This window comes from Rhodococcus sp. MALMAid1271, from assembly GCF_049195265.1.
Classification (GTDB): domain Bacteria; phylum Actinomycetota; class Actinomycetes; order Mycobacteriales; family Mycobacteriaceae; genus Rhodococcoides.
In genome coordinates this window covers 25,426-45,332 of the sequence record NZ_JBMIRQ010000035.1, presented here as the reverse complement: position 1 = coordinate 45,332, position 19,907 = coordinate 25,426, and the positions used below count along the sequence as shown (strand labels likewise).

The 19,907-nt window shown below is 65.4% G+C and carries 22 protein-coding genes; 11 read left to right on the top strand and 11 right to left on the bottom strand.

What is annotated here, in order from left to right; genetic code table 11:
* Positions 1–47: 47 nt before the first annotated feature.
* Both ACOQFP_RS01970 and ACOQFP_RS01965 read right to left on the bottom strand, forming a co-directional pair.
* Entirely contained in the window at positions 48–317 is a 270-nt protein-coding gene (locus tag ACOQFP_RS01970; protein ID WP_421583277.1) for a DUF2537 domain-containing protein, read from the bottom strand.
* Complete coding sequence (locus tag ACOQFP_RS01965; protein WP_341243991.1) at positions 314–1,117, bottom strand: RNA methyltransferase; 804 nt, start codon at positions 1,115–1,117, stop codon at positions 314–316. The genes ACOQFP_RS01970 and ACOQFP_RS01965 overlap by 4 nt, the downstream gene beginning before the upstream one ends.
* A 76-nt stretch (positions 1,118–1,193) precedes the next feature.
* Here ACOQFP_RS01965 and ACOQFP_RS01960 point away from each other — a divergent pair, with 76 nt between their 5' ends.
* Positions 1,194–2,393 carry a GNAT family N-acetyltransferase gene (locus ACOQFP_RS01960; RefSeq protein ID WP_421583276.1) on the top strand — a complete coding sequence of 400 codons (1,200 nt, stop codon included), beginning with the start codon at positions 1,194–1,196 and terminating at the stop codon, positions 2,391–2,393.
* On the opposite strand, the gene ACOQFP_RS01955 is transcribed toward ACOQFP_RS01960, so the two are convergent.
* From ACOQFP_RS01955 to ACOQFP_RS01945, 3 genes are read right to left on the bottom strand one after another with little or no spacing between them, the layout of a single operon-like run.
* Positions 2,390–3,046 carry a response regulator gene (locus ACOQFP_RS01955; RefSeq protein ID WP_421583275.1) on the bottom strand — a complete coding sequence of 219 codons (657 nt, stop codon included), beginning with the start codon at positions 3,044–3,046 and terminating at the stop codon, positions 2,390–2,392. The two genes, ACOQFP_RS01960 and ACOQFP_RS01955, sit on opposite strands and share 4 nt — an antisense overlap.
* The gene (locus ACOQFP_RS01950; RefSeq protein ID WP_421583274.1) at positions 3,043–4,182 is read right to left on the bottom strand and encodes a sensor histidine kinase; all 1,140 of its coding nucleotides are present in this window, start codon (positions 4,180–4,182) and stop codon (positions 3,043–3,045) included. The genes ACOQFP_RS01955 and ACOQFP_RS01950 overlap by 4 nt, the downstream gene beginning before the upstream one ends.
* A complete protein-coding gene (locus tag ACOQFP_RS01945; protein ID WP_421583273.1) occupies positions 4,179–4,733 on the bottom strand; it encodes a hypothetical protein in 555 nt (184 codons plus the stop codon). Before ACOQFP_RS01945 ends, ACOQFP_RS01950 begins: the two co-directional genes overlap by 4 nt.
* 167 nt (positions 4,734–4,900) lie before the next feature.
* Between ACOQFP_RS01945 and ACOQFP_RS01940 the strand changes: the two genes are divergently transcribed.
* Genes ACOQFP_RS01940 through ACOQFP_RS01920 form a run of 5 tightly spaced genes read left to right on the top strand, consistent with a single transcriptional unit; the run spans position 4,901 to position 8,651 of the window.
* Positions 4,901–5,125: a hypothetical protein gene (locus tag ACOQFP_RS01940; protein ID WP_206488045.1), complete on the top strand. Its 225-nt coding sequence runs from the start codon at positions 4,901–4,903 to the stop codon at positions 5,123–5,125.
* Positions 5,125–6,075: an ABC transporter ATP-binding protein gene (locus ACOQFP_RS01935; RefSeq protein WP_206488043.1), complete on the top strand. Its 951-nt coding sequence runs from the start codon at positions 5,125–5,127 to the stop codon at positions 6,073–6,075. The genes ACOQFP_RS01940 and ACOQFP_RS01935 overlap by 1 nt, the downstream gene beginning before the upstream one ends.
* Complete coding sequence (locus tag ACOQFP_RS01930) at positions 6,072–6,845, top strand: ABC transporter permease (RefSeq protein ID WP_421583272.1); 774 nt, start codon at positions 6,072–6,074, stop codon at positions 6,843–6,845. Before ACOQFP_RS01935 ends, ACOQFP_RS01930 begins: the two co-directional genes overlap by 4 nt.
* Positions 6,846–6,885: 40 nt before the next feature.
* The gene (locus tag ACOQFP_RS01925) at positions 6,886–8,013 is read left to right on the top strand and encodes a histidine kinase (RefSeq protein WP_341243994.1); all 1,128 of its coding nucleotides are present in this window, start codon (positions 6,886–6,888) and stop codon (positions 8,011–8,013) included.
* Positions 8,013–8,651 (top strand): response regulator, encoded by a 639-nt coding sequence (locus tag ACOQFP_RS01920; RefSeq protein WP_421583271.1) that lies wholly within the window; start codon positions 8,013–8,015, stop codon positions 8,649–8,651. The genes ACOQFP_RS01925 and ACOQFP_RS01920 overlap by 1 nt, the downstream gene beginning before the upstream one ends.
* Positions 8,652–8,656: 5 nt before the next feature.
* Here ACOQFP_RS01920 and ACOQFP_RS01915 read toward each other — a convergent pair whose 3' ends face one another.
* From ACOQFP_RS01915 to ACOQFP_RS01905, 3 genes are read right to left on the bottom strand one after another with little or no spacing between them, the layout of a single operon-like run.
* Positions 8,657–9,928: an MFS transporter gene (locus ACOQFP_RS01915; RefSeq protein WP_341243995.1), complete on the bottom strand. Its 1,272-nt coding sequence runs from the start codon at positions 9,926–9,928 to the stop codon at positions 8,657–8,659.
* Positions 9,929–9,985: 57 nt separating this feature from the next.
* Positions 9,986–10,414 carry a MarR family winged helix-turn-helix transcriptional regulator gene (locus ACOQFP_RS01910; protein ID WP_206488761.1) on the bottom strand — a complete coding sequence of 143 codons (429 nt, stop codon included), beginning with the start codon at positions 10,412–10,414 and terminating at the stop codon, positions 9,986–9,988.
* A 52-nt stretch (positions 10,415–10,466) separates the two neighbouring features.
* A complete protein-coding gene (locus tag ACOQFP_RS01905) occupies positions 10,467–11,918 on the bottom strand; it encodes an NCS2 family permease (protein ID WP_206488034.1) in 1,452 nt (483 codons plus the stop codon).
* An 80-nt stretch (positions 11,919–11,998) separates the two neighbouring features.
* On the opposite strand from ACOQFP_RS01905, the gene ACOQFP_RS01900 reads away from it, so the two are divergent.
* A complete protein-coding gene (locus ACOQFP_RS01900) occupies positions 11,999–12,238 on the top strand; it encodes a DUF2530 domain-containing protein (RefSeq protein ID WP_206488032.1) in 240 nt (79 codons plus the stop codon).
* 141 nt (positions 12,239–12,379) lie between these two features.
* The gene (locus ACOQFP_RS01895) at positions 12,380–12,523 is read left to right on the top strand and encodes a hypothetical protein (RefSeq protein WP_198289516.1); all 144 of its coding nucleotides are present in this window, start codon (positions 12,380–12,382) and stop codon (positions 12,521–12,523) included.
* Here the strand turns inward: ACOQFP_RS01895 and ACOQFP_RS01890 are convergent.
* Genes ACOQFP_RS01890 through ACOQFP_RS01880 form a run of 3 tightly spaced genes read right to left on the bottom strand, consistent with a single transcriptional unit; the run spans position 12,492 to position 16,793 of the window.
* Positions 12,492–13,043, bottom strand: a complete 552-nt coding sequence (locus tag ACOQFP_RS01890; protein WP_421583270.1) for a phosphatase PAP2 family protein — start codon at positions 13,041–13,043, stop codon at positions 12,492–12,494. The two genes, ACOQFP_RS01895 and ACOQFP_RS01890, sit on opposite strands and share 32 nt — an antisense overlap.
* Positions 13,033–15,762: a sacsin N-terminal ATP-binding-like domain-containing protein gene (locus ACOQFP_RS01885; RefSeq protein ID WP_421583300.1), complete on the bottom strand. Its 2,730-nt coding sequence runs from the start codon at positions 15,760–15,762 to the stop codon at positions 13,033–13,035. Before ACOQFP_RS01885 ends, ACOQFP_RS01890 begins: the two co-directional genes overlap by 11 nt.
* Positions 15,759–16,793 carry a DUF3027 domain-containing protein gene (locus ACOQFP_RS01880; protein WP_421583269.1) on the bottom strand — a complete coding sequence of 345 codons (1,035 nt, stop codon included), beginning with the start codon at positions 16,791–16,793 and terminating at the stop codon, positions 15,759–15,761. Before ACOQFP_RS01880 ends, ACOQFP_RS01885 begins: the two co-directional genes overlap by 4 nt.
* A 59-nt stretch (positions 16,794–16,852) precedes the next feature.
* Here ACOQFP_RS01880 and ACOQFP_RS01875 point away from each other — a divergent pair, with 59 nt between their 5' ends.
* Genes ACOQFP_RS01875 through ACOQFP_RS01865 form a run of 3 tightly spaced genes read left to right on the top strand, consistent with a single transcriptional unit; the run spans position 16,853 to position 19,906 of the window.
* A complete protein-coding gene (locus tag ACOQFP_RS01875) occupies positions 16,853–17,719 on the top strand; it encodes a glutaminyl-peptide cyclotransferase (protein ID WP_421583268.1) in 867 nt (288 codons plus the stop codon).
* Positions 17,720–17,723: 4 nt separating this feature from the next.
* Positions 17,724–19,397 (top strand): MFS transporter, encoded by a 1,674-nt coding sequence (locus ACOQFP_RS01870; protein WP_421583267.1) that lies wholly within the window; start codon positions 17,724–17,726, stop codon positions 19,395–19,397.
* Positions 19,394–19,906: a DUF2771 domain-containing protein gene (locus ACOQFP_RS01865; RefSeq protein WP_206488026.1), complete on the top strand. Its 513-nt coding sequence runs from the start codon at positions 19,394–19,396 to the stop codon at positions 19,904–19,906. The genes ACOQFP_RS01870 and ACOQFP_RS01865 overlap by 4 nt, the downstream gene beginning before the upstream one ends.
* The last annotated feature ends 1 nt before the right edge of the window (position 19,907 follow it).

The window sequence follows — 19,907 nt, the reverse complement described above, 5'->3', positions numbered from 1 at the left end:
CCTCGGTCAGGGGCGGATGGCCTGCTTCGTCACCGGTCGGGTCACCGTCAGAAGGCCAACGCCGCCAGTGCCACGAAACTCAGGATCGCTCCGGTGCCGACTCCGTACACGACCCAGCGCCACACCGGAGCAGCGAGCCAGCGCATGACCGTCGGTGCGGCACCTGCGACGATCACGATGTTCAGTCCGAGTGCGAGCAGCGGATGAACCCTGGCCAACTCCATTCCGAATGCCGTGAGCGCCACTGCCGCCAGTGTCGCCGAGATCAGGGCGATCGGGATCCCGGTCCAGCCGACGCTCGCGTCGCGATCGGTCACGTCAGGCGCACGCGTTCGTAGAACCCCATGGCCGCTGCCGTCGCCACATTGAGCGAGTCGGTGCCCGGAGCCATCGGAATGCGGGCCCGAACATCTGTGGCGCGCATGGCATGTTCGGTCAAGCCAGGGCCCTCTGCACCGAGCAACAACGCGACCTTCTCCCCCGTCATCGCCGATGCAAGCGACACCGCCGCTGGGTTGGGGGTCAGTGAGATCAGCTGAAAGCCATGCGCGCGAACACGATCGAGACCACGTGGCCACTCGGGCACCTTCGCGAACGGCACCCGAAGCACATGGCCCATCGACACTCGCACCGAACGTCGGTAGAGCGGATCGGCGCAGGCGGCCCCGAACAGCACTGCATCGACCCCGAGGCCCGCCGCATTGCGGAACATCGATCCGAGGTTCTCGTGATCGTTGACGCCTTCGAGGATCGCTACCGTGCGCGCCCCGGCCACGACCTCGTCCAGATCGAGGGCCGGTGGCCTGTTCGCCGCCGCCAGCACTCCGCGGTTGAGGTGGAAGCCGACCACCTCGGCCATCACCTCCGCCGACGTCCGATAGAACGGAACATCTGATTCTGCGAGATCCTCGCGTAACGCATCGAGCCGTCGATCCACGCCGAGCAGGCTGATCATCGGGAAACGAGAGGTCAACAGCCGCTGCGCAACCAGCACGCCCTCAGCGATCACCAACCCCTTGCCCTCGGGAAGATCGGGGCGTCGATCCGAGGAATTCAGATCGCGAAAGTCGTCCAGTCGGGGGTCGAGCGGGTCGTCGACGTCGATTACATGCACCACCGGACCATCTTGTCACCCGAGCTGTTTCGGCACTCCGTCGGCGAACCGATGCACAGGTATGGAAAAGTTGACAGTGATGACTACCGACGAATCGATCACCATCCGCACCGCCACCGACGACGACTGGGACTCGGTCGCGCTGCTCGACGCGCATGCGTTCGGTGAGCACCAGAACGCCGAGGACCTGGCGGAGACGCAGATCCTGACCAAGTCCGAGCACGTCTACTTGGCATGGGACGGGCAGACCCCGGTTGGGGTCGCCATGCATTTCCCGATGTCGGTGACCGTTCCCGGCGGCGCCCAACTGGAGGCGTCCGGTGTTTCCTGGGTCTCTGTGGCCCCGACGCATCGCCGACGCGGCATCCTGCGATCGATATTCACCCAGCAGCACCGCGCCCTGAACCACGCCGGGGCCCCGCTGTCGCTGCTGACGGCCAGCGAGGCGACCATCTACGGACGCTTCGGGTACGGGCCGGTGACCGAGGAGATCAGCGTCTCCATCGATCGCCGGTTCGCTCAGTTCCGCAAGGACGCTCCCCCGGCGACGGGCGTGCGGCTGATCGAATCGGCCGAGGCCGCCGAACTGCTCCCCGACATCTACCACCGGTGGCAGCAGCAGACCGCGGGCGCGCAGCCCAAGCCGCCGATCCGCTGGGAGCGATTCTTCGCCGATCGCGAGAACCGACGCGGCGGCCTGACGGCATTGTTCTTCATCGTTCATCCCGACGGTTACGTCGCCTACCGCCGCGGCACGAATCCGAGCCGAGTGGTGGTGCAGGAATTCATCGCGGTGACCGACGAGGCCTACGCCGCGATGTGGCAGATTCTCATCGGAGTGGACCTGGTGGACACAATCGAGGTCCGGCAGTCACGCGACGAAGCTCTGCCGTTCCTGTTGACGAACAATCGACTTCCGAAGGTGACCGCCCACCACGATGCATTGTGGGCCCGCATCATGGATGTCCGGGCGGCGCTCGAAGCGCGCACCTATGCCCTCGACACCTCGCTGATCATCGCCGTGCGCGATCCTTTCCTCGACGCAGGCGGTACCTACTCCTTCGACGTGACCGACGGCAGGGCCACCTGCACGCGCGTCGAATCCGAACCGGACATCGAACTGGACATCGACGTGCTGGCCAGCATCTACTTCGGGACCCACCGAGCCCGGTTGTTCGCTGCGGCCAACCGTCTCACCGCGCGTGACGAAGCATCACTGCATGCACTGGATCTGACGTTCGGAACGTCTCGCCCGGCCGTCATGGGGTGGGCTTTCTAGCGCACGGGTGCAGCCAACCCGTGAGTGAAGGCGAAATGCACCGCCTGAGCCCGATCACGTAGTTCTGCCTTGGCGAACAGATGATTGATGTGCGTCTTGACTGTCGCCTCGCTGACGAACATCTGCTGCGCGATCTCACGGTTGGACAGTCCGGCGGCGATGGCCCGCAGCACGTCCACCTCGCGTGGCGTCAATCCCGCTGGGATCGGTGTGATTCGGGGCGGGTCGACAGCCTCGAGCAACCGCGCTTGCACGTGCGGGTTGAGCACCGCCTGCCCGGCTGCCGCCGCCCGCAACGCTGCCCCGATCTCGACCCGTCCGGCATCCTTGGTGAGGTAGCCACGTGCACCGGCACCGAGAGCGTCGAGGATCGAGCGCTCGTCGGAGAATGTCGTCAACACGACGACAGGCAGATCGGGGAACATACTTTTCAGGATTCGCGTCGCCTCGATACCGTCGGTGCCCGGCATTCTGAGATCCATCAGCACCACGTCCACGCCGCCGCCATCCATCGCCGCTTGCACCTCGGCCACGGCGGCAGCTCCGTCCGATGCGGTGGCGACGACGCAGATGTCCGGGATCAGGTCCAACATCACCGCCAACGCCTCGCGTACCGACGTCTGATCGTCGGCGATCACTATCCGAATGCTCATCTTTCGGCCTCCGTGTCGGTCTCGGTGCTGTGGTGCAGGGGAACCGAAGCACGCACGATCCATCCTCGCCCATCCGGACCGGCGGTGACGGTACCGCCGACGAGGGCGGCCCGTTCTCGCATACCGATCAGGCCCATCCCGGTGCTCTCGATCGGGTCGGTGGGCGATGGTGCCAGGCCGTTCGCCACCGAGAGCTCGACGTCCTCCGCCCCGAACCGAAGCACCACCGTCACCGGCGCTCCTGGTGCATGGTTACGGGCATTGGTCAGCGCTTCCTGCGCGCACCGAATGAGGAACTGGGACTCCGGCGTATCGAGGTCCCTGGCGGTGCCTCGAACTTCGAGACTCGCGTCATCGCCCACCAGAGCGGCCAATGTGGGTACGAGGGGCAGCGCATCCTGACGCAAAGTCTGCACGGCCCTGCGGGTTTCGGTAAGTCCTTCTCGAACGAGGCTCTGCGCCTTGCCCATCGCCGCTCTTGCCTCTGCCGTCCGGCCCGCGTCGAGCAACGCGTCGGCCACCTCGAGTTGCATGTTCACCCCCGACAGCGAGTGGGCGAGGACGTCGTGGATGTCGCGGGCGATGCGGGCACGCTCGGCCAGAGCATGCTCGCGGAGTTCGGCATCGGTGGCCCGGCGCGCATTGCGCAACGCCTCGTATCGACTGCGTCGGGAGTATCCGATCAACACCGGCCAACCCGCGAACAGCCCTGCAGCCCAGGGCCATCCGTCGATACCGTTGCGTGCGGCAAGCGAGAGCGCAGCCGAGCATGCCACACTGATCGCGATCGCGAACGGAAACGACACCGAGGGCTTGAATCGCCACCCTGCATGTCCGGCGATCAGAAACGGAAACAGAGTGGCTGTGGCGGTGCCGTCCACAGCGAGAATCGTCGCCGATGCGAGGAGCGCGACACCCGCGCCTGCCAGTGACAGCCGAGGACCGACGAACCGCTGTGGGATCGCCGAGGCCAACAGCAGGGCACTGTTGACGACGAGCAGCGCGAGGATGTACGGATTGCCCAGATCCGACGTGGCGAACGCAGCGACGATGGCAATGACCGCAACATACGGCCGGCTCGACAGCCTGAGGCTGTCGAGCGCGGGTAACCGTACGCCGGGTGTGGACGAGGTCACCGAATCTTCGACCCTCCACCGCGAACCCGATTGTGCATATCGGCCAGCGTAGGCGAGACGGTGTGACCACCGGACTTGTCGGCGCGCCAGACGATGGTCGCGTCCGAGTGCATCGCGCGGTAGAGCACGACGACCGACTCGGCGAGAAATCCGATGCCCACGGCCACCATGGTGGCGTGGCCTGCCGCGGACGCGGCCGTGGGATCGATGGCGCTCTCCACCGGAATCAGCAGCACCCGGGCGGCGATCGCGGCGATCCACAATCCGACCGATGCGATGGAATAGCGCATCCATGCCGTCCCGTCACGCTCGGTGATTCTGACGGTGTAGCCGCGCACCAGGCCGAAGCCGATGCCGACGATGCAGCCGAGCAGCAGGAAGCCGATGGCGGTGGCCGACAGGGTCGCGGAGTTCAGTGAAGCCAGACCGACAACGGTGAGAATGGCGGGCAGCACCAGCATGCGCCGGGCTTCCATGAGCTGGCCGGTCATACGCCGCACCAGCAGATATCCGACCAGGAGGACTACGAGAGAAATCATTGCGAGGTTCATGGCAGCAACGCTACGAAGATCGCAGTGGTGGCGAATCGACCCACGGGTGGAGATCGGGTGGAGAAGGCAGATCATGACGTTTGTCATGGGTCGCCCATGACGGTGTCACTTCAGGTGATGATGCGGCGCACTGTTTTCGGTGGTTCGACGGCAGCAGACTTGCAGTCATGAAACAACCAGACGAAGGAAACCTGTTCACCGATCTGATGGAGTTCGGGCCGGCTCCCACGATGGCGCGTGAAATCGTCGTCATCGTCATCAGTATTGCCATTCTCGCCGTGTTGTTCGCGATCGTCGGTACAGGACTTCCGGCGTTCATCGCTCTCGGCGTCATCGTTGTCTTCATGGGCGTGCGGTTCGTCATCGGCCTGCGCCAGTGGGGACGGCAGTGATGACCGTCATCGACGTCGACGCGATGACTCGGCGCTACGGTTCGGGCAAGAACGCCTACGAGGCCGTCAAGGCCTTGGATCTGCAGGTCGCCGAGGGTGAGTTGTTCGGACTTCTCGGCACCAACGGTGCGGGAAAGACGTCCACTCTCGAAGTGATTCAGGGTCTCTCGCGGCCGAGTTCGGGCACGGTGCGGATCATGGGTATGGATCCGGTGTCCGATCGCCGCACGATTCGACCGTCCCTCGGCATCATGTTGCAGAAGGGCGGCCTGCCTCAGGACCTGACCACCACCGAAAGTTTGCGGATGTGGGCAGGCACGTGCAGTGATCCGTTGCCGGTCGCCGACGTACTCGGCCGCGTCGATCTCGCGGGCCGCGCCGATACCCGAGTGAAGTTCCTCTCCGGCGGCGAGCAGCGCAGGCTGGATCTGGCCTGCGCGATCATCAGCCGTCCGCGCATCCTGTTCCTGGACGAGCCGACCACCGGCCTCGATCCCGAAAGTCGCCGCAACACCTGGCATTTGATTCAGGAACTCAAGGACTCCGGCGTGACGATCATGTTGACGACGCATTACCTGGACGAGGCCGAGTCCCTGTGCGATCGACTGGCGATCATGCACCGCGGCAGTGTCGTTCGCAGCGGCACGGTGGATGAGGTGGTCGCAGACCATCCGGCGAAGATCGAGCTGAAGGTGCCGGCCAGGGCACTCCCGTCGCTGCCGGGTACGTCGATCGACGTTGCGGGAGAGACCGTTTCCATTCAGACCGCCTCGGTGCAGGAGACCCTCACCGATCTGCTGATGTGGGCCCGCGAACACGAGGTGACACTGCACGGTCTCGACGCCCGAGCCGCGTCACTGGAAACCGTGTTCCTTTCCATCGCAGACGATATCGACAACCCGGATGTCGATCGTCCCGCTATCGAGAACAACGAGGTGATGAGCGCATGAGCACGATGACGGCCCTGTCGCGAGCAGAGTTCACGCTACTAGGACGCAACAGAGTACTGCTGTTCAATGCGATCGTCATGCCGCTGGTGCTGCCGATCGTCCTGCTGATCATCGGCAGCCGAGGCGACGACGGATTGACCGATGCAGCAGTCGCAGCTGCGTTGGAGATCTTCGTCCTGTTCCTGTTGGTGTTCATGGTGTACTACAACATGCTCTCGGTGTACGCCACGCGGCGAGACGAGTTGGTACTCAAGAGACTTCGTACGGGCGAAAGCTCGGACCTACAGATCCTCATGGGCCCGGCGGTACCCTCGTTCGTTCTCACCATCGCCCTCGGCCTGATCGTCGGTGCGGTCGTGCTTGCCTTCGGTGGCCCGGTTCCCACCAACGTGTTGCTCGTCGCGGTTGCCCTACTGGGCGGTGCGGCACTGTTCGCCGCACTGGCCCTGATCACCTCGGCCTTCACCCGCAACGCCGAGGCGGCGCAGATCACCAGCCTGCCGGTGATCCTGCTCGCCATGGCCGGCTCGTCACTGCTACGCGACGTGCTGCCGGACTCGTTCAGCAGGGCCATCGATCTCACCCCGATGGCCGCGGTCTCGGATCTGTTGAATCTGGGCTGGTTCGGCACCACCACGCCCGGCGACCCGTCGATCGGATTCGCTGCCACCTTCACCGAAGCGGGAATGCCGGTGGTGGTCATGCTCGCCTGGATCATCGGGAGCATCCTGATCGCTCGTACGCACTTCCGTTGGGAACCACGGTCCTGAAAATCGCCCGTTTTCTCGTCCGTCTGCAAGGCTGGAGATCATGAAGCTGTACGAGTACCTCAACCCACTGCACGGCTGGAAGGACAGCAGTGACGTGGAGAAGGTGCGCCTCTACACGCGCCAGTCGTTCCTGGTGATCATCGTCGCCGTCGCAGGCGGAGCAATCGGGATATCGGTGCAGGAAGCGCGCCACCTGTCCTCGGTAGCGATGGCCGTGGCTGCCGCAGCCGCTTTCGTCGTCGTACAGCGCACTCCCGCACTCGGCGGTATGCCCAACGCGAGCGTTCGGAGCCCGCTGATCATTCTCGGCGTCGCCGCAGTGGTGTTGATTGCCGCGGGGCCTACGAGCAATACACCGTGGGCCGCCGTACTGGTCACCACCGCGGTGGCGGCGTTCATCGCACTTCGATGGTCGGTGGCGGCCGCCGTGGTCTCCGCAGTACTTGCAGCGGCTCTGGGAACCCCACCACTCCAAGCTGCGGTACTCGGACTCTTCATCGCGTTCATGGCCGTCACCGTACGACTGTCGGTATGGCTGTTGCGTATCGTCACCGAGCTCGACGCCACCCGCGATGCCGCCGCCGCACTGTCGGTAGCCGAGGAGCGTCTGCGGTTCTCGCGAGATCTGCACGATGTCGTCGGACGAGCGCTCTCTGCTATCGCGGTCAAGAGCGAACTCGCTGCGACGCTCGCTCGCCGGGGTGACGATCGAGCGGCGTCCCAGATGGACGAGGTTCGCCTGCTGGCCCAGGAATCGATGACCGACGCCAGGAATCTGGTACGGGGGTACCGATCGGTCGACGTGGCCGCCGAGTTGGACGGGGCTCGATCGTTGCTGTCCGCGGCGGGCATCTCCACCGAATTGGTCGGCGGGACAGCGAATCTCACAGATCGAGCTGCTGAGGCCGCGGCCTGGGTGGTGCGGGAGGGCGTGACGAATATTCTTCGCCACTCCGCCGCCACCTATGCGCGGATCGAGTTGACCGACAGCAGCGTCCGATTGAGCAACGACCACCCCCGGGCATCTCCTGGCCGCAACGACGGCACCGGGTTGAGCGGTCTGCGCGAGCGATTGGCCACGGTCGGCGGCATCCTGAACACCGAGACGACCGACGAGCAGTTCACCCTCACTGCGACACTGCCCACTGCGAGCTCCAGGCAGGAGTGATGCCTGCGCAACGACCCGACAAGGACGGCATCGTGATTCGAGTGCTACTGGCCGACGACGAAAATCTGATTCGATCGGCGCTGGCGACGATGCTGGATCTGGAGGACGACATCGAGATAGTCGGTGAAGCCGAATCCGGAGAACAGGCGCTGAGCGACGCTGCCACGCTCTCACCCGATGTCGCCGTCCTGGACCTGCAGATGGGCGGGATCGACGGCATCGAGACGGCCCAGAAGATCGCCGAGACACTACCGACCTGTGCGTCGATCATCGTCACCAGTCACGGCCGGCCGGGCTATCTGAAGAAGGCGCTCGAGGCGGGGGTGCGGGGCTTCCTGCCGAAGACCACCTCGGCTGCGACCCTGGCCGAGGTGGTGCGCACGGTGCACGGCGGTGGTCGGTACGTCGACCCCACTCTGGCCGCCGAGGCGATCGGTGCAGGCGACTCACCGCTGACACCTCGCGAGGCCGACGTGCTCGAGTTCGCCGCCGACGGCGCGTCGATCGCCGAGATCGCGCAGCGTGCACATCTGTCGCCGGGCACCACCCGCAACTATCTGTCGTCGGCGGCCGCGAAGCTGGGAGCCGCGAACCGGCACGAGGCCTGCGCACTCGCCCGCCGCCACGGGTGGATCTGACCGTCTCACACCTTGGCCGTGGCCGTCACCGTGTCGAGGGTCGGCAGCCGTCGACCAGCAGCGCGCGGCACGAGGGTGATCCGTAAGTTGTTGTGCCGCAGCAGATATACCGAAGCGAAGAGCCCCGTGGCCAGTGAGATGATACCGCCGAACAACAGCGGTGCACGCGGATCGAGCACGTCCGCGAGCCAGCCGAGAACTGGGCTGCCCAGCGGAGTGCCGCCGAGAAAACACAGCATGTAGATGCCCATCACCCGCCCCCGCATGTCCGAGGGCACCGACATCTGCAGAATGTTCATCGCCGACGTCGTGAACGTCAGAGTCAACGCTCCGGTGGGGATCAGCAGGACTGCCACCAGGATGTAATTGGGCATCAGCCCCACGATCAGCTCGAACAGCCCGAAGGCGATGACGGCCCCGATGAACAGCCGCAACCGGGGAGCCGTTGCCCGCCGGGCAGCAAGCGTCGCCCCCGCCAGCGTGCCGACGGCAAGGGTGGTCGAGAGCAGACCGTATGCATCTGCTCCGCTACCGAAGGTGTTGCGGGCCAGCACCGACAAGCTCAAAGGGAAATTGAGGCCGAACGTCGAGACCATGAACACCGTAGCGAGCAGGACCCGCAGATCACCCCTCCCCCAGACGTACCGAAAGCCCTCTCGCACCTGCCCTTTCGCTCGAGGTGCCGGTTCGACGCGGAACAGTTGAGCTACGTTCATCGCCACGAGCGCACCGAACACCGCTGCGAAAGAGACCGCATTGATCAGAAACACCCAGCCGGTGCCGACGAGGGTGATCAGCACCCCGGACACCGCCGGCCCGACGATGCGCGCCATGTTGAACGTCATGGAATTGAGGGCGATGGCATTTGCGAGGGTCTCTTTGCCGACCATCTCGATGGTGAACGATTGCCGCACCGGGGCGTCGATGGCGGACGAGCAACCGAGAACGAAGGCGATCACGTAGACGTGCCACAGCTCGACCAGGCCGCCGACGTCGAGGACTCCGAGCACCAGGCCGCATACGCCGGCGAAGGCCTGGGTGATCATGAGGAGCTTGCGCTTGTCGTAGCGGTCCGCCAGCACGCCGCCCCAGACCGACAGGAACAGCGTCGGACCGAATTGCAGGGCCATCACCACGCCGACAGCAAAGCCGTTGCCGCCGGACAGCGTCAGGACGAGCCAGTCCTGTGCGACCCGCTGCATCCACGTCCCGACCAGCGAGACGATCTGCCCCGACGCCCACAATCGGTAGTTGCGAGTCTTCAGTGCAGCAAACATCGTCGAACGGGAGGTAGGGGAAGCAGGGGCCACCGTTCAAATAATAAACCTAGGTAACTACTCCGAGTCGCTGACCAAGGCGCTGATGATGTCCACGGCTTCTCTGAGGATGTCGAGTTGCTCGGGACCGAGGCCCGAGAGCTGCGCAGTCATCCATGCCTCGCGCGCACTGGCCTCGTCGGCGATCAGATCATTCCCCGCCTTCGAGAGCGACACGATCACCTGCCGCCCATCGGTGGGGTGTGGCGTACGCGCCACGAGACCGAGCTCGGCCAAGGACGCGATCACCCGCGTCATCGACGGTGGCTGCACTCTTTCGCGCGCAGCCAACGCCCCCGGCGTCATATCGCCCTCGCGACTGAGCGTGGCCAGAGCCGACAGCTGCGTCAGCGAGACTTGCGAGTCCACTCGCCTACCTCGAAGGTGGCGAGTCAGCCTCACCACAGCAAGCGATAGGTCACTTGCCAAAGCACGATGGTCTTTCACACTGTTTCCCGACGTCACAGCGCAGAGGATACGCCTTGGTACCGACCGCGCGTCATGTAACCGCCTCGGTAATGGGTCCGACGGCGAAATATGCCACAAACAGTAGTGCAACGATCCACAACAGGGGATGGACCGATTTCGCTCGACCAGACCCGACCGCGAGTACGACCCAGGTGATGAAACCGACGCCGATTCCGTTGGCGATCGAGTACGTGAACGGCATCACCACGATGGTCAGGAAGGCAGGCAGGGCGTAATCGAAGCGTCGGAAGTCGATGTCGAGTACCTGCCCGATCATCAGCGCTCCCACCACCACCAGCGCCGGCGCTGCTGCCTCGATGGGCACGACGGCGGTGAGCGGCGTGAAGAACATCGCCAGCAAGAACAGCACTCCGGTGACGACATTGGCCAGCCCGGTGCGGGCACCCTCGGCGATGCCGGAGGCCGATTCGACGAACACCGTGTTCGACGACGCCGACGCGCCGCCTCCGACGATCGCCCCGGCACCCTCGACCACCAGAGCCTTGCCGATGTTCGGCAGCTTCCCGTCCTTGTCCAGATTCGCTTCCTTACCCAGACCGGTCATCGTGCCCATCGCGTCGAAGAAGTTGGCGAGCACGAGGGTGAACACCAACAGGCTTGCGGCCAGCACACCGATGCGCGTGAACGCTCCGAACAGATCGACATTGCCCACCAGAGCCAGATCAGGAGACTGGATCAGTTGGGTCGGCAGTTGCGGAACCGACAGATTCCACCCCTTGGGGTCGACGCCGTTGGACGGTCCGACGTCGGTGACGGCCTCGATGATCGCTGCGAAGACGGTCGTCACGACGATGCCGATCAGCAGACCGCCCCGCACCTTGCGCACCACCAGCACACCCATCAGCAGCAACCCGAACACGAAGATCACCGTCGGCCACGATGCGATGGACCCGTCGATTCCGAGCCCCACAGGAACCGTCGTGCCTGCGGCGTCGGGAATTCTGCGCACGAAGCCCGAGTCCACCAACCCGATGAACGCGATGAACGCACCGATACCTGCGGCGATCGCGGCTTTGAGTTCGGCCGGGATCGCGTTGAAGACCGCGGTGCGGAAACCGGTCACCGCCAGCAGCACGATGATGATGCCGTCGATCACCACCAGACCCATTGCCTCGGGCCACGTCACCTGCGGTGCGATGGTCACCGCGAGCAACGTGTTGATGCCCAGACCCGCCGCGATACCGAAGGGATAGTTGGCGATGACGCCGAAGGCGATGCTCATGAACCCGGCCACCAGCGCCGTCACGGCGGCGACCTGCGCGACCGGCAGGATGTTGCCGAGCACGTCGGTCTTGGCCGCTGCATCGTCGGCCGAGAAGCTGCCCAGAATCAGCGGGTTGAGGACCACGATGTACGCCATCGCAACGAAGGTGACCACGCCACCTCGGACCTCGGAACCGACGGTCGAGCCACGCTCGGTGATCTTGAAGTAGTTGTCGAGTAGCCGCGACGACAATTGCATGAGCGAACGATAAAGCACACTCCGACACTTCGGTAGCCGCAACGCAGCGGCCGCCACTGGCGATGGCGTAGCGTGATTTCGTGGCCGAACTCCCCCAGATTCCGCGCAGCCTCACCGATCCGGTGCCGGTGCTGGCGATCGGAATCCTCGGCTGGATAGTCGCGCTGGTCGTGTTCACCGCCACTGGAGACCGCGACGACGATGTCCTCGCCACCTGTTGGTCGGGCCTCGCGGTCGGTGCCGTGGGGTTCGCGATCTTCTTGACGCAGAGAGCCGCGTCACGTCGCGGGAGCAGAACCGCCCAACGCGGCCTCGATTGAGATCCCGATCACGTTAGCCCGGTCACGAAACCTGCTCTGACGTGGGCAAACTAACCCGTCAGCCGGTTGAGTAACACAAAGTTAACGTGGACCATGGGTTATGTCAGTTCAGATAACCACTTGATCCACGAAAGCCAGGCCATGAAGCTCGTCGCTCAGTACCGCAACCGTCGCAACCACGTCCGCTCGCTCCGCGCCCTCTACGCACGCGCCAACGCTGTCTCCAGCCCGGCCATGCGCGACGAGTTGCTCGTCATCGCTCAGCGCTCGGATTTCTCGCGCTGATCAGCGTGAAAGCATAAATCCAGCCCAGCCCCCACAGGGCACCGAACACCCAGCCGGCCAGCACGTCCGTGGTCCAATGCGCACCCAGGTAGATCCGAGAGAATCCGATCAGCAGGGACGCGATCACAGGCAATGCCAGTAGCACCGGCCAATGCAGCCACGCAGTGGCCGATCGCAGCATCACCGCGATCGCCACCGTGGCAAGCACCATCGACATCATCGCGTGGCCCGACGGAAACGAATGGCTCGCAATCTCCACCAACCGTTCCGGAAACGGTGGACGCTCCCGCCCGAACGCGAATTTGAGCGCATTCATCAGTCCCCAGCCGGTGAGCATCGCGGCCGCGACCATCCACGCGTCGACATTTCTCTTCGACGTCAGCAACGCCGCCCATGCCGCAGTCGACAACACGAACATCGCGAACGTGTTCCCCACTGTGGTGATGACCCAGAACACCGTCGTGACCCAGTCGACGCGGTGATCGACCATCCAGTTCAGTACCGCGGTGTCACACCCCACGGGGTCGCTCCCAACGCTCGGTGCAGTGCACGGTTCCGTCTTCGGTCACCCACCAAGGAACGCTGTGCTCGCCGCTGACGGCTCCGGTCAGCCGCACCACCAGCTCGCGATGGATCACGAGCCCGCCCCGAGGCAGCGGCACGCCCATGACCGCGCAGGCCAGTACCGCTCCGGGTTCACGGTCCCACGAGCTGACGCGTCCCACGCCGAGCACTTCTGCACCGATCCCCTCCGACGCGGGCCTGATATCGAGGACGTCGGCGAGCGCGAGAGCGGTCACCATGTCCGAGAGCACAGCGACATCCGGTGGAACCACACTCGCCAGCCACGGCTTGTCGATCACCAACGCTCTCGACGCATCCACGACGATGCCGCCGAGGGTGCGGACGCGATCCGGTGGATCGATGTCGGAGACCTCGATCCGGCCTTCGGCAACAGCGGTAGCGACAAGGGTGTGGGTGCGCGCGATCACCGCGGGTGTCGGACTACGCTCCGGATCCGCGAGCGCTCGAAGGAGCACGCGCGCACAATCGACATCCTCACACTCCGAGGCACTGAGCACCGTCGCCAGTTCGTCCGCGCGCGGATGATCCAACGGATCGAGCAGCCCGGCGAACGTATCGTCGGACGGTGCCCTGAATTCGATCGGACGCCGATCGTGCAGCCGCGCATGACGCCTGAGCCACCACGCGGTATATCCGTTCCGATCAGTCAGAGCCGCACGGGTACTCGGGTCGTCGAGCAGCACGGTCAACGCCTCGGACCAGGCGTCCGAGGCCACGAGGTCGAGATCGCGCACCGCAACGAGCGCATCGGGCTCGACGGACAGACTCGACCACCACGCCGGCTCGTCGTCCAGATCGTGGTCGGGCCCGGTCGGTAGTTCGTCGCGCACCACCGACAATCCCCAGCCGACGCCCACTGCCCGCAGCGCCCGTTCACCGAACCGGTCCACCAGTGCAGGCGCGAGAACGCCGAAGGGTGAATCTCGCACCAGCAGATCGGCCAACGGCGCTCCGGGAAGCAACAATTCGTCCGCACTACGCAGCTCGCCGTGCTCGTCCTCCAATGGCAGGCCGCCGAGCCAGCCCGGTAATTCCCCGGCATCCCCCGCCAGGGCGAGCACCGCGTGCACCAGAGTCTCGACGCTGTCGCGGTCGTCCCAGTCCAGATCGTCGAGGGCAGCCTCGAGCGCCGGATCCGTGAGCAACTCGAACGCGGTCGCCTCACGAGCGCCCAGCCGGGTGAGCAGTGGACTGACCGCATCCGGATGCACCAGCCGCACCCAGGTCACCGTAGCCGAGGCATCCGAACCGATCACCGTGGTACGCGGACCGGTGACAGTGCGCCCGTCCGCGAGCGGAACAGGCAGTGCGGCAAGCTCTTCCGCTGCAGTACCGTCCACGACGAGTGGGGCCAACGCGTCGAACAGTCGCTGCCACCAGCGCGGTTCGCGGTGCTGACCGCCGAGCAACTCCGCCAGTCCCGCCAGGCCGATTCGGTGCACCCCCACCGCGGCCAGCGCCGACGCGTGCCGCGCACCCGACAGCGCAGCGGTGACCAGATCGGGCACCACGTCGACCACCACCGAGACGAGTTCCTCGCCCGCATCCGCAACGACGTTCGACCTCTCCGGCACCAGATCGCGTCCCCGTGCACCGGGAAGCCATGGCTCGCAGGACAATCGACCGAAGATCAGGTCTCGCAACATGCCGTCGACCTCGCTGCGCGCAAATCCGACCTCGGGCACGAACGACACCCTCGACGCGGCAGGCAGCGAGGCAACGAAATCGGCATACCCGTGCGCCACCTCGTTCAGCGACACGCCAGGCAGCACGCGTCGACGGTCGGGCTGCATCGGCACATCGGCAATCACCAACGCAGGCAACGACAACAGCTCGTCCGACCGAGTGGGAGCTCGCAACACATCGGCATGCACGGGCACCGGAATTCCGTCGACCACCGGCGCGAGCCACCGCGCAGCGGGGGTGGTGAACTGCCGCCAGGTTCGCGCTCCGATCGCCACCTCGGTGCTTGTGTCGTCGAGTTCTGTTCTGATGCAGGTCATCACGACGCCGTCGATCTCGATCGAGTCCAGCGCCTCGAGTTCGAGCAGCAGATCCACCGCCTCGTCCGCGAAGCCGGAAGCGAAGGACTCGGCATCGACCTCCGGTCGCAGCGTCAACAGGATCTCGGTATCGAATCCCGCGGCAGGCGGTACCTCGACCGGCCAGGCCAGCCTCAGCACCGGCACTCCCGACTCCGGCACACTCATCCCTCGCCGGCCCAGGGCGTCGAGCGTTCTGCGTGCGCTGAACACCACACCACCCTGACGCGAGCGCACCTCGACCTCGTCGGACACCGACCGCACCGCAGTGAATCCAACCCCGAACTGCCCGACGCCCACATCTCCGGCAGTCTTGGCCGAGGCCCTCAGCGCGGTCAGCGCTTGGACACCCGAAACATCGAGCGCAGCACCGGTATTGGCAACGTGAACGGTACCGTCGCCATCGGTCCAGACCGCAAGCCTGCCCGGAACACCGGCACGTGCGGCCGCATCGGCGGCGTTCTGTGCCAGCTCCGTCAGCAGTCGATCCCGATAGCCACCGCGAACCAGATCCGACTCCGATGCCGAATCCTCACGCAACCGGGTAGGCGAGGAACTCCACGCCTCGAGAATCGACTCGCGCAGCGACCCGGTATCGAACGGATCGATCAGCTCGGTGATGCCGAGCCCTCGCCCTGGGCGTCATCATCGGATCCGGCGCTGTCGGACTCGGCGCCATCCGAGCCAGCGCTGTTGGACGCAGCGTCATCGGAACCAGCGCTATCGGAGACGGCCGATTCCGGAGCTGCTGTTTCCAATGCCGTTGCTTCGTTCTGCGTCGGCTCGGCCGCTTCAGGCGCGGCGGCCTCTGCTGTGGATGCCGTCTCTTCGGGGGCAGCCGTCTCCACCGGGTTAGCAGGCTCCTCCGTCGGCGCAGGCTCTTCCTTCGGCGCAGGCGATGCGATGACGTCGAGCGCCGCGTCGTCGTAGGGCTCGAATTGCGGTGACCCCGCGCCGGTGGGGAGTTCGGTGTCCGAATGTGCTCCACATCCGTACTCGGCGTGCACCACACGACCGTCGGCGGCGAACTCGTTGCCGCACACCCCGAATGCTGCGGACAGCGACCCGGCGATGGGCAGGTAGAAACCGCAGCGCCCACACGTCGACGGTGCTGCCTTGGCCATCTCGGTATCGGGGCCGAAATCTCCGTCGTGCCAGCGCTGAGCGGCGTCGAGTCGTCCTTCGAGGCTGGTGACCTGCTTGCGGCCCAGACCTATTTCACCGGCCACCTCATCGATGGCAGGATCGCCGGACTCGACGTATCCCGGTACGAGGCGCGGGTCGTCGCGGCGAGGAGAGAGCAGATCGCCCGGACCCAGATCGCCGGGACGAATCCGTTCGTCCCAGGGCACCCAGCTCGGCGCAACGAGAGCGTCGGGGCCGGGCAGCAGAACCAACTCACTGACCGTGGCGTGATCCGCGTCCTCGGGGGCGGCGACCACGACGGCCCATTGCCACCCTCGGTACCCCTCGAGATCACTGGCGAATCGGTGGGTGGCTGCGCTGGCATCCTCGACGGTCACCCCGAGGTACTCGCCGATACCTGCCTCTCCCAAGTCGAGCAGAGCCTGCCGCGCGAGGTCCACGGCATCGGCCAAGACGGGGCGGATGGAATCGAGCTCTGGAGAAGATGCGAAACTCACACATTCAGTTTGCCGCATCGACTCGGTGACGCCCAGTTCGGGCTGCCATCATGGATGCAATGACCGTCCGCGTTCGTGCCTTCGCCGCCGCCCTGTCCGCTCTACTGGCGGCCGGTGCCTGCTCGTCGACGCCGGATTCCCCGGCGACGGCGTCGACCATCACCTCCGATTCGGTTCCACGGCTGACACCGGAGGTGGTACGCGAGTACGACCGGGGCGACGATGCGTTCACCCAGGGATTCGAGATCGACGGCGGCGTGCTCTACGAGGGCACCGGGCTCGAGGGCTCGTCGTTCGTGCGGCGCACTTCCCTCGACGACATGACCGAACTCGACCGGGTGGATCTGCCGTCCGACCTGTTCGGCGAGGGCATCACAGTCGACGGTGACACGCTGTGGCAGATCACCTGGCGCAACGGCGTCGCGATCGCGCGGGACCGGGACACGCTCGCGGAACAGCGTCGAGTGAGCTACGACGGCGAAGGCTGGGGGCTGTGCACCGAGCGATCGAGCACAGAGCGTCGAGACAGCTCGGCCGAACGCCTGGTGATGAGCGACGGCACCTCCACCCTGACCTTCCGCGACCCTGCGTCCTTCGACGCCGAGGCGTCCGTGGACGTCACCCTCGACGGCAATCCGGTCGAACAGCTCAACGAGCTCGAGTGCGCCGATGACGGATCGGTCTACGCCAACGTGTGGCAGAGCTTCGACATCATGCGCATCGACCCCACCAGCGGAAAGGTGACGGCCGTCATCGACGGCACGCCGCTGTGGAACTCGATGTCCGCCGCCGATCGCACGGGAGCCGATGTATTCAACGGCATCGCGCAGATCCCGTGCACCGACCGATTCCTCGTCACCGGCAAGTTCTGGCCCAAGATCTTCGAGGTGCGATTCACCTCTTCCGCGCCGGTAGGACAGAATTGAACCCGTGACCGATCCCCGTCTCCCCCACACCCCGTCGGGTGCGGACGACTCAGGCCAGGACAGCCCTGAGCACCCGGGTTTGGCCAACTACCCAACCGCAGCGCCACTCGCGTCCACCCACGTTCCGAGCCGTCGTGAGCCGTTGCCGCCCCTGCACCCACCGCGGACCGAACGGATCATCCCGCCGCGTGGACGATCCGGTGGCCGCAAGCCACCGCCGATGCCGAAGAAGCTGACCGTCACCCGGGTCGCCGCGATGCGTGGGCGCGAGCTCACCGGCAAGGGCATCGCATCGTTCCAGCGGGCCGCGAAGGCCGACGGTGCCGACAAGTCCGGTCTGACGGCGCTCACCTACGCGACGATGGCGAACTTCGCCTCGGACGCCGCGTTGGCGATCGCCTTGGCCAACACACTGTTCTTCTCCGCCGCCGCCGGTGAGGACAGGACCAAGGTCGCCCTGTATCTCGTCATCACCATCGCGCCTTTCGCGTTGATCGCCCCATTGATCGGGCCCTTGCTCGACCGTCTGCAGCACGGCCGACGCATCGCACTGGCCACGTCGTTCGGGTTGCGCACCGTGCTGGCGGTGGTGCTGGTGTTCAACTTCGACAGTTGGGTGTTGTATCCCGCTGCGCTCGGCATGCTCGTTCTCAGCAAGTCTTTCGCGGTGCTCAAGAGCGCGGTGACACCGCGCGTGTTGCCGCCGGAGATCGATCTCGTCCGCGTCAACTCGCGACTGACGGTGTTCGGCCTGCTCGGCGGAACCATCGCGGCAGGTGCCGTGGCCGGCGGCATCGCGTTCGTCGCCGACTCGCCCGGGGCACTGTGGTTCGTCGCCGCGATCACCGTCCTCGGCGGATACCTCAGCATGCGGATTCCGTCCTGGGTGGAGATCACCGAGGGGGAGGTGCCCGCCACCCTCGGCTACCACCCCGACCAGCACGGCGGCAACGCGTTCCCCGGAAGCGATGCACCGACCGAGCATCTCCGCCGCACACCGCCGTCCCCCGACTCCGGTGCCAAGAACCGCAGACAGCCTTTGGGCAGGGCCGTCATCGTCGGACTGTGGGGCAACGGCACCATCCGGATTCTCACCGGGTTCCTCACGCTCTACATTGCGTTCGTCGCCAAATCCCGGACCGAGCACGAGCCGCTCCAGCAGGCTGCGATGCTCGGACTCGTCGGAGCTGCCGCGGCACTCGGCAATTTTTCCGGCAACGCGATCGGTGCCAGGATCAAGCTCGGTCGACCGTCGCTGGTGGTCCTGCGCTGCACCGCCGCGGTCACGGCGGTAGCCGTCGTCGCGGCCGTCACCGACAGCCTGCTCACTGCAGCCGTGGCCGCTCTCGTCGCGTCGACCGCCAGCGCACTGGCCAAGGTCTCCCTCGACGCGTCACTGCAGGCAGATCTGCCGCCGGAATCCATCGCCTCGGGATTCGGCCGATCGGAAACCGTCATGCAGCTGTGTTGGGTCCTCGGCGGAACCCTCGGCGTTCTGCTGCCCACCGAATACTGGCTCGGTTTCACCGTCGTATCGGTGTTGCTTACGATCGGCCTCGTGCAGACATTCCTCACCTACCGCGGCAGATCGCTTCTGCCCGGCTTCGGCGGCAACCGCCCCGACCACGTCGCGCAAGAAATGTCCGACAGCTCCTACGGCGAAAACGTGACCAAGTGAATCTCGCTCCCCGCACCAAGAAGATCGCCGGCATCATCGCCGCAGGTCTACTCGTCATCGTTGTCGCGTTCGTCGCGGTACTCGCCCTGCTGATCGGCAACGCGCCGGACCGGGAACCGACCGTGACCGCGTACTCCGACGGGCACACCGTCGTGGTCGAGCCCTACCTCTACTGCGCTGTCAGCGACCCACTGTGCGACAACGTGGGTGAGACCGCCGAGATCGGCATCGGAAAGGCCCGCACGGTTCAGCTCTCGCTTCCCGAGTCCATCTACTCGGCACCATGGGTACTCGCCGTGGTCTACGGCGACGCGAGCGGGATCGTGGTGGAGAACACACAGTTCAACGAGCCGGGAACGAGGCACAGTGTCACGGTCCCCACGTCCGACGATGCCGACCGCACTCTGCTCGGCATCGAAGTTCGTCTGCCCACCGGCATCATCGACACCGACACCAACCAGGAAGGCTTCGTCAGCCACGCCATCTGGTCGATCGGCACGCGCCCCTAGG

Bases quoted from the DNA above. Each gene is read 5' to 3' on its own strand.
- ACOQFP_RS01960 (WP_421583276.1), top strand. From the start codon at position 1,194: ATGACTACCGACGAATCGATCACCATCCGCACCGCCACCGACGACGAC.
- ACOQFP_RS01955 (WP_421583275.1), bottom strand. From the start codon at position 3,046: ATGAGCATTCGGATAGTGATCGCCGACGATCAGACGTCGGTACGCGAG.
- ACOQFP_RS01945 (WP_421583273.1), bottom strand. From the start codon at position 4,733: ATGAACCTCGCAATGATTTCTCTCGTAGTCCTCCTGGTCGGATATCTG.
- ACOQFP_RS01940 (WP_206488045.1), top strand. From the start codon at position 4,901: ATGAAACAACCAGACGAAGGAAACCTGTTCACCGATCTGATGGAGTTC.
- ACOQFP_RS01935 (WP_206488043.1), top strand. From the start codon at position 5,125: ATGACCGTCATCGACGTCGACGCGATGACTCGGCGCTACGGTTCGGGC.
- ACOQFP_RS01930 (WP_421583272.1), top strand. From the start codon at position 6,072: ATGAGCACGATGACGGCCCTGTCGCGAGCAGAGTTCACGCTACTAGGA.
- ACOQFP_RS01925 (WP_341243994.1), top strand. From the start codon at position 6,886: ATGAAGCTGTACGAGTACCTCAACCCACTGCACGGCTGGAAGGACAGC.
- ACOQFP_RS01920 (WP_421583271.1), top strand. From the start codon at position 8,013: ATGCCTGCGCAACGACCCGACAAGGACGGCATCGTGATTCGAGTGCTA.
- ACOQFP_RS01915 (WP_341243995.1), bottom strand. From the start codon at position 9,928: ATGTTTGCTGCACTGAAGACTCGCAACTACCGATTGTGGGCGTCGGGG.
- ACOQFP_RS01905 (WP_206488034.1), bottom strand. From the start codon at position 11,918: ATGCAATTGTCGTCGCGGCTACTCGACAACTACTTCAAGATCACCGAG.
- ACOQFP_RS01895 (WP_198289516.1), top strand. From the start codon at position 12,380: ATGAAGCTCGTCGCTCAGTACCGCAACCGTCGCAACCACGTCCGCTCG.
- ACOQFP_RS01875 (WP_421583268.1), top strand. From the start codon at position 16,853: ATGACCGTCCGCGTTCGTGCCTTCGCCGCCGCCCTGTCCGCTCTACTG.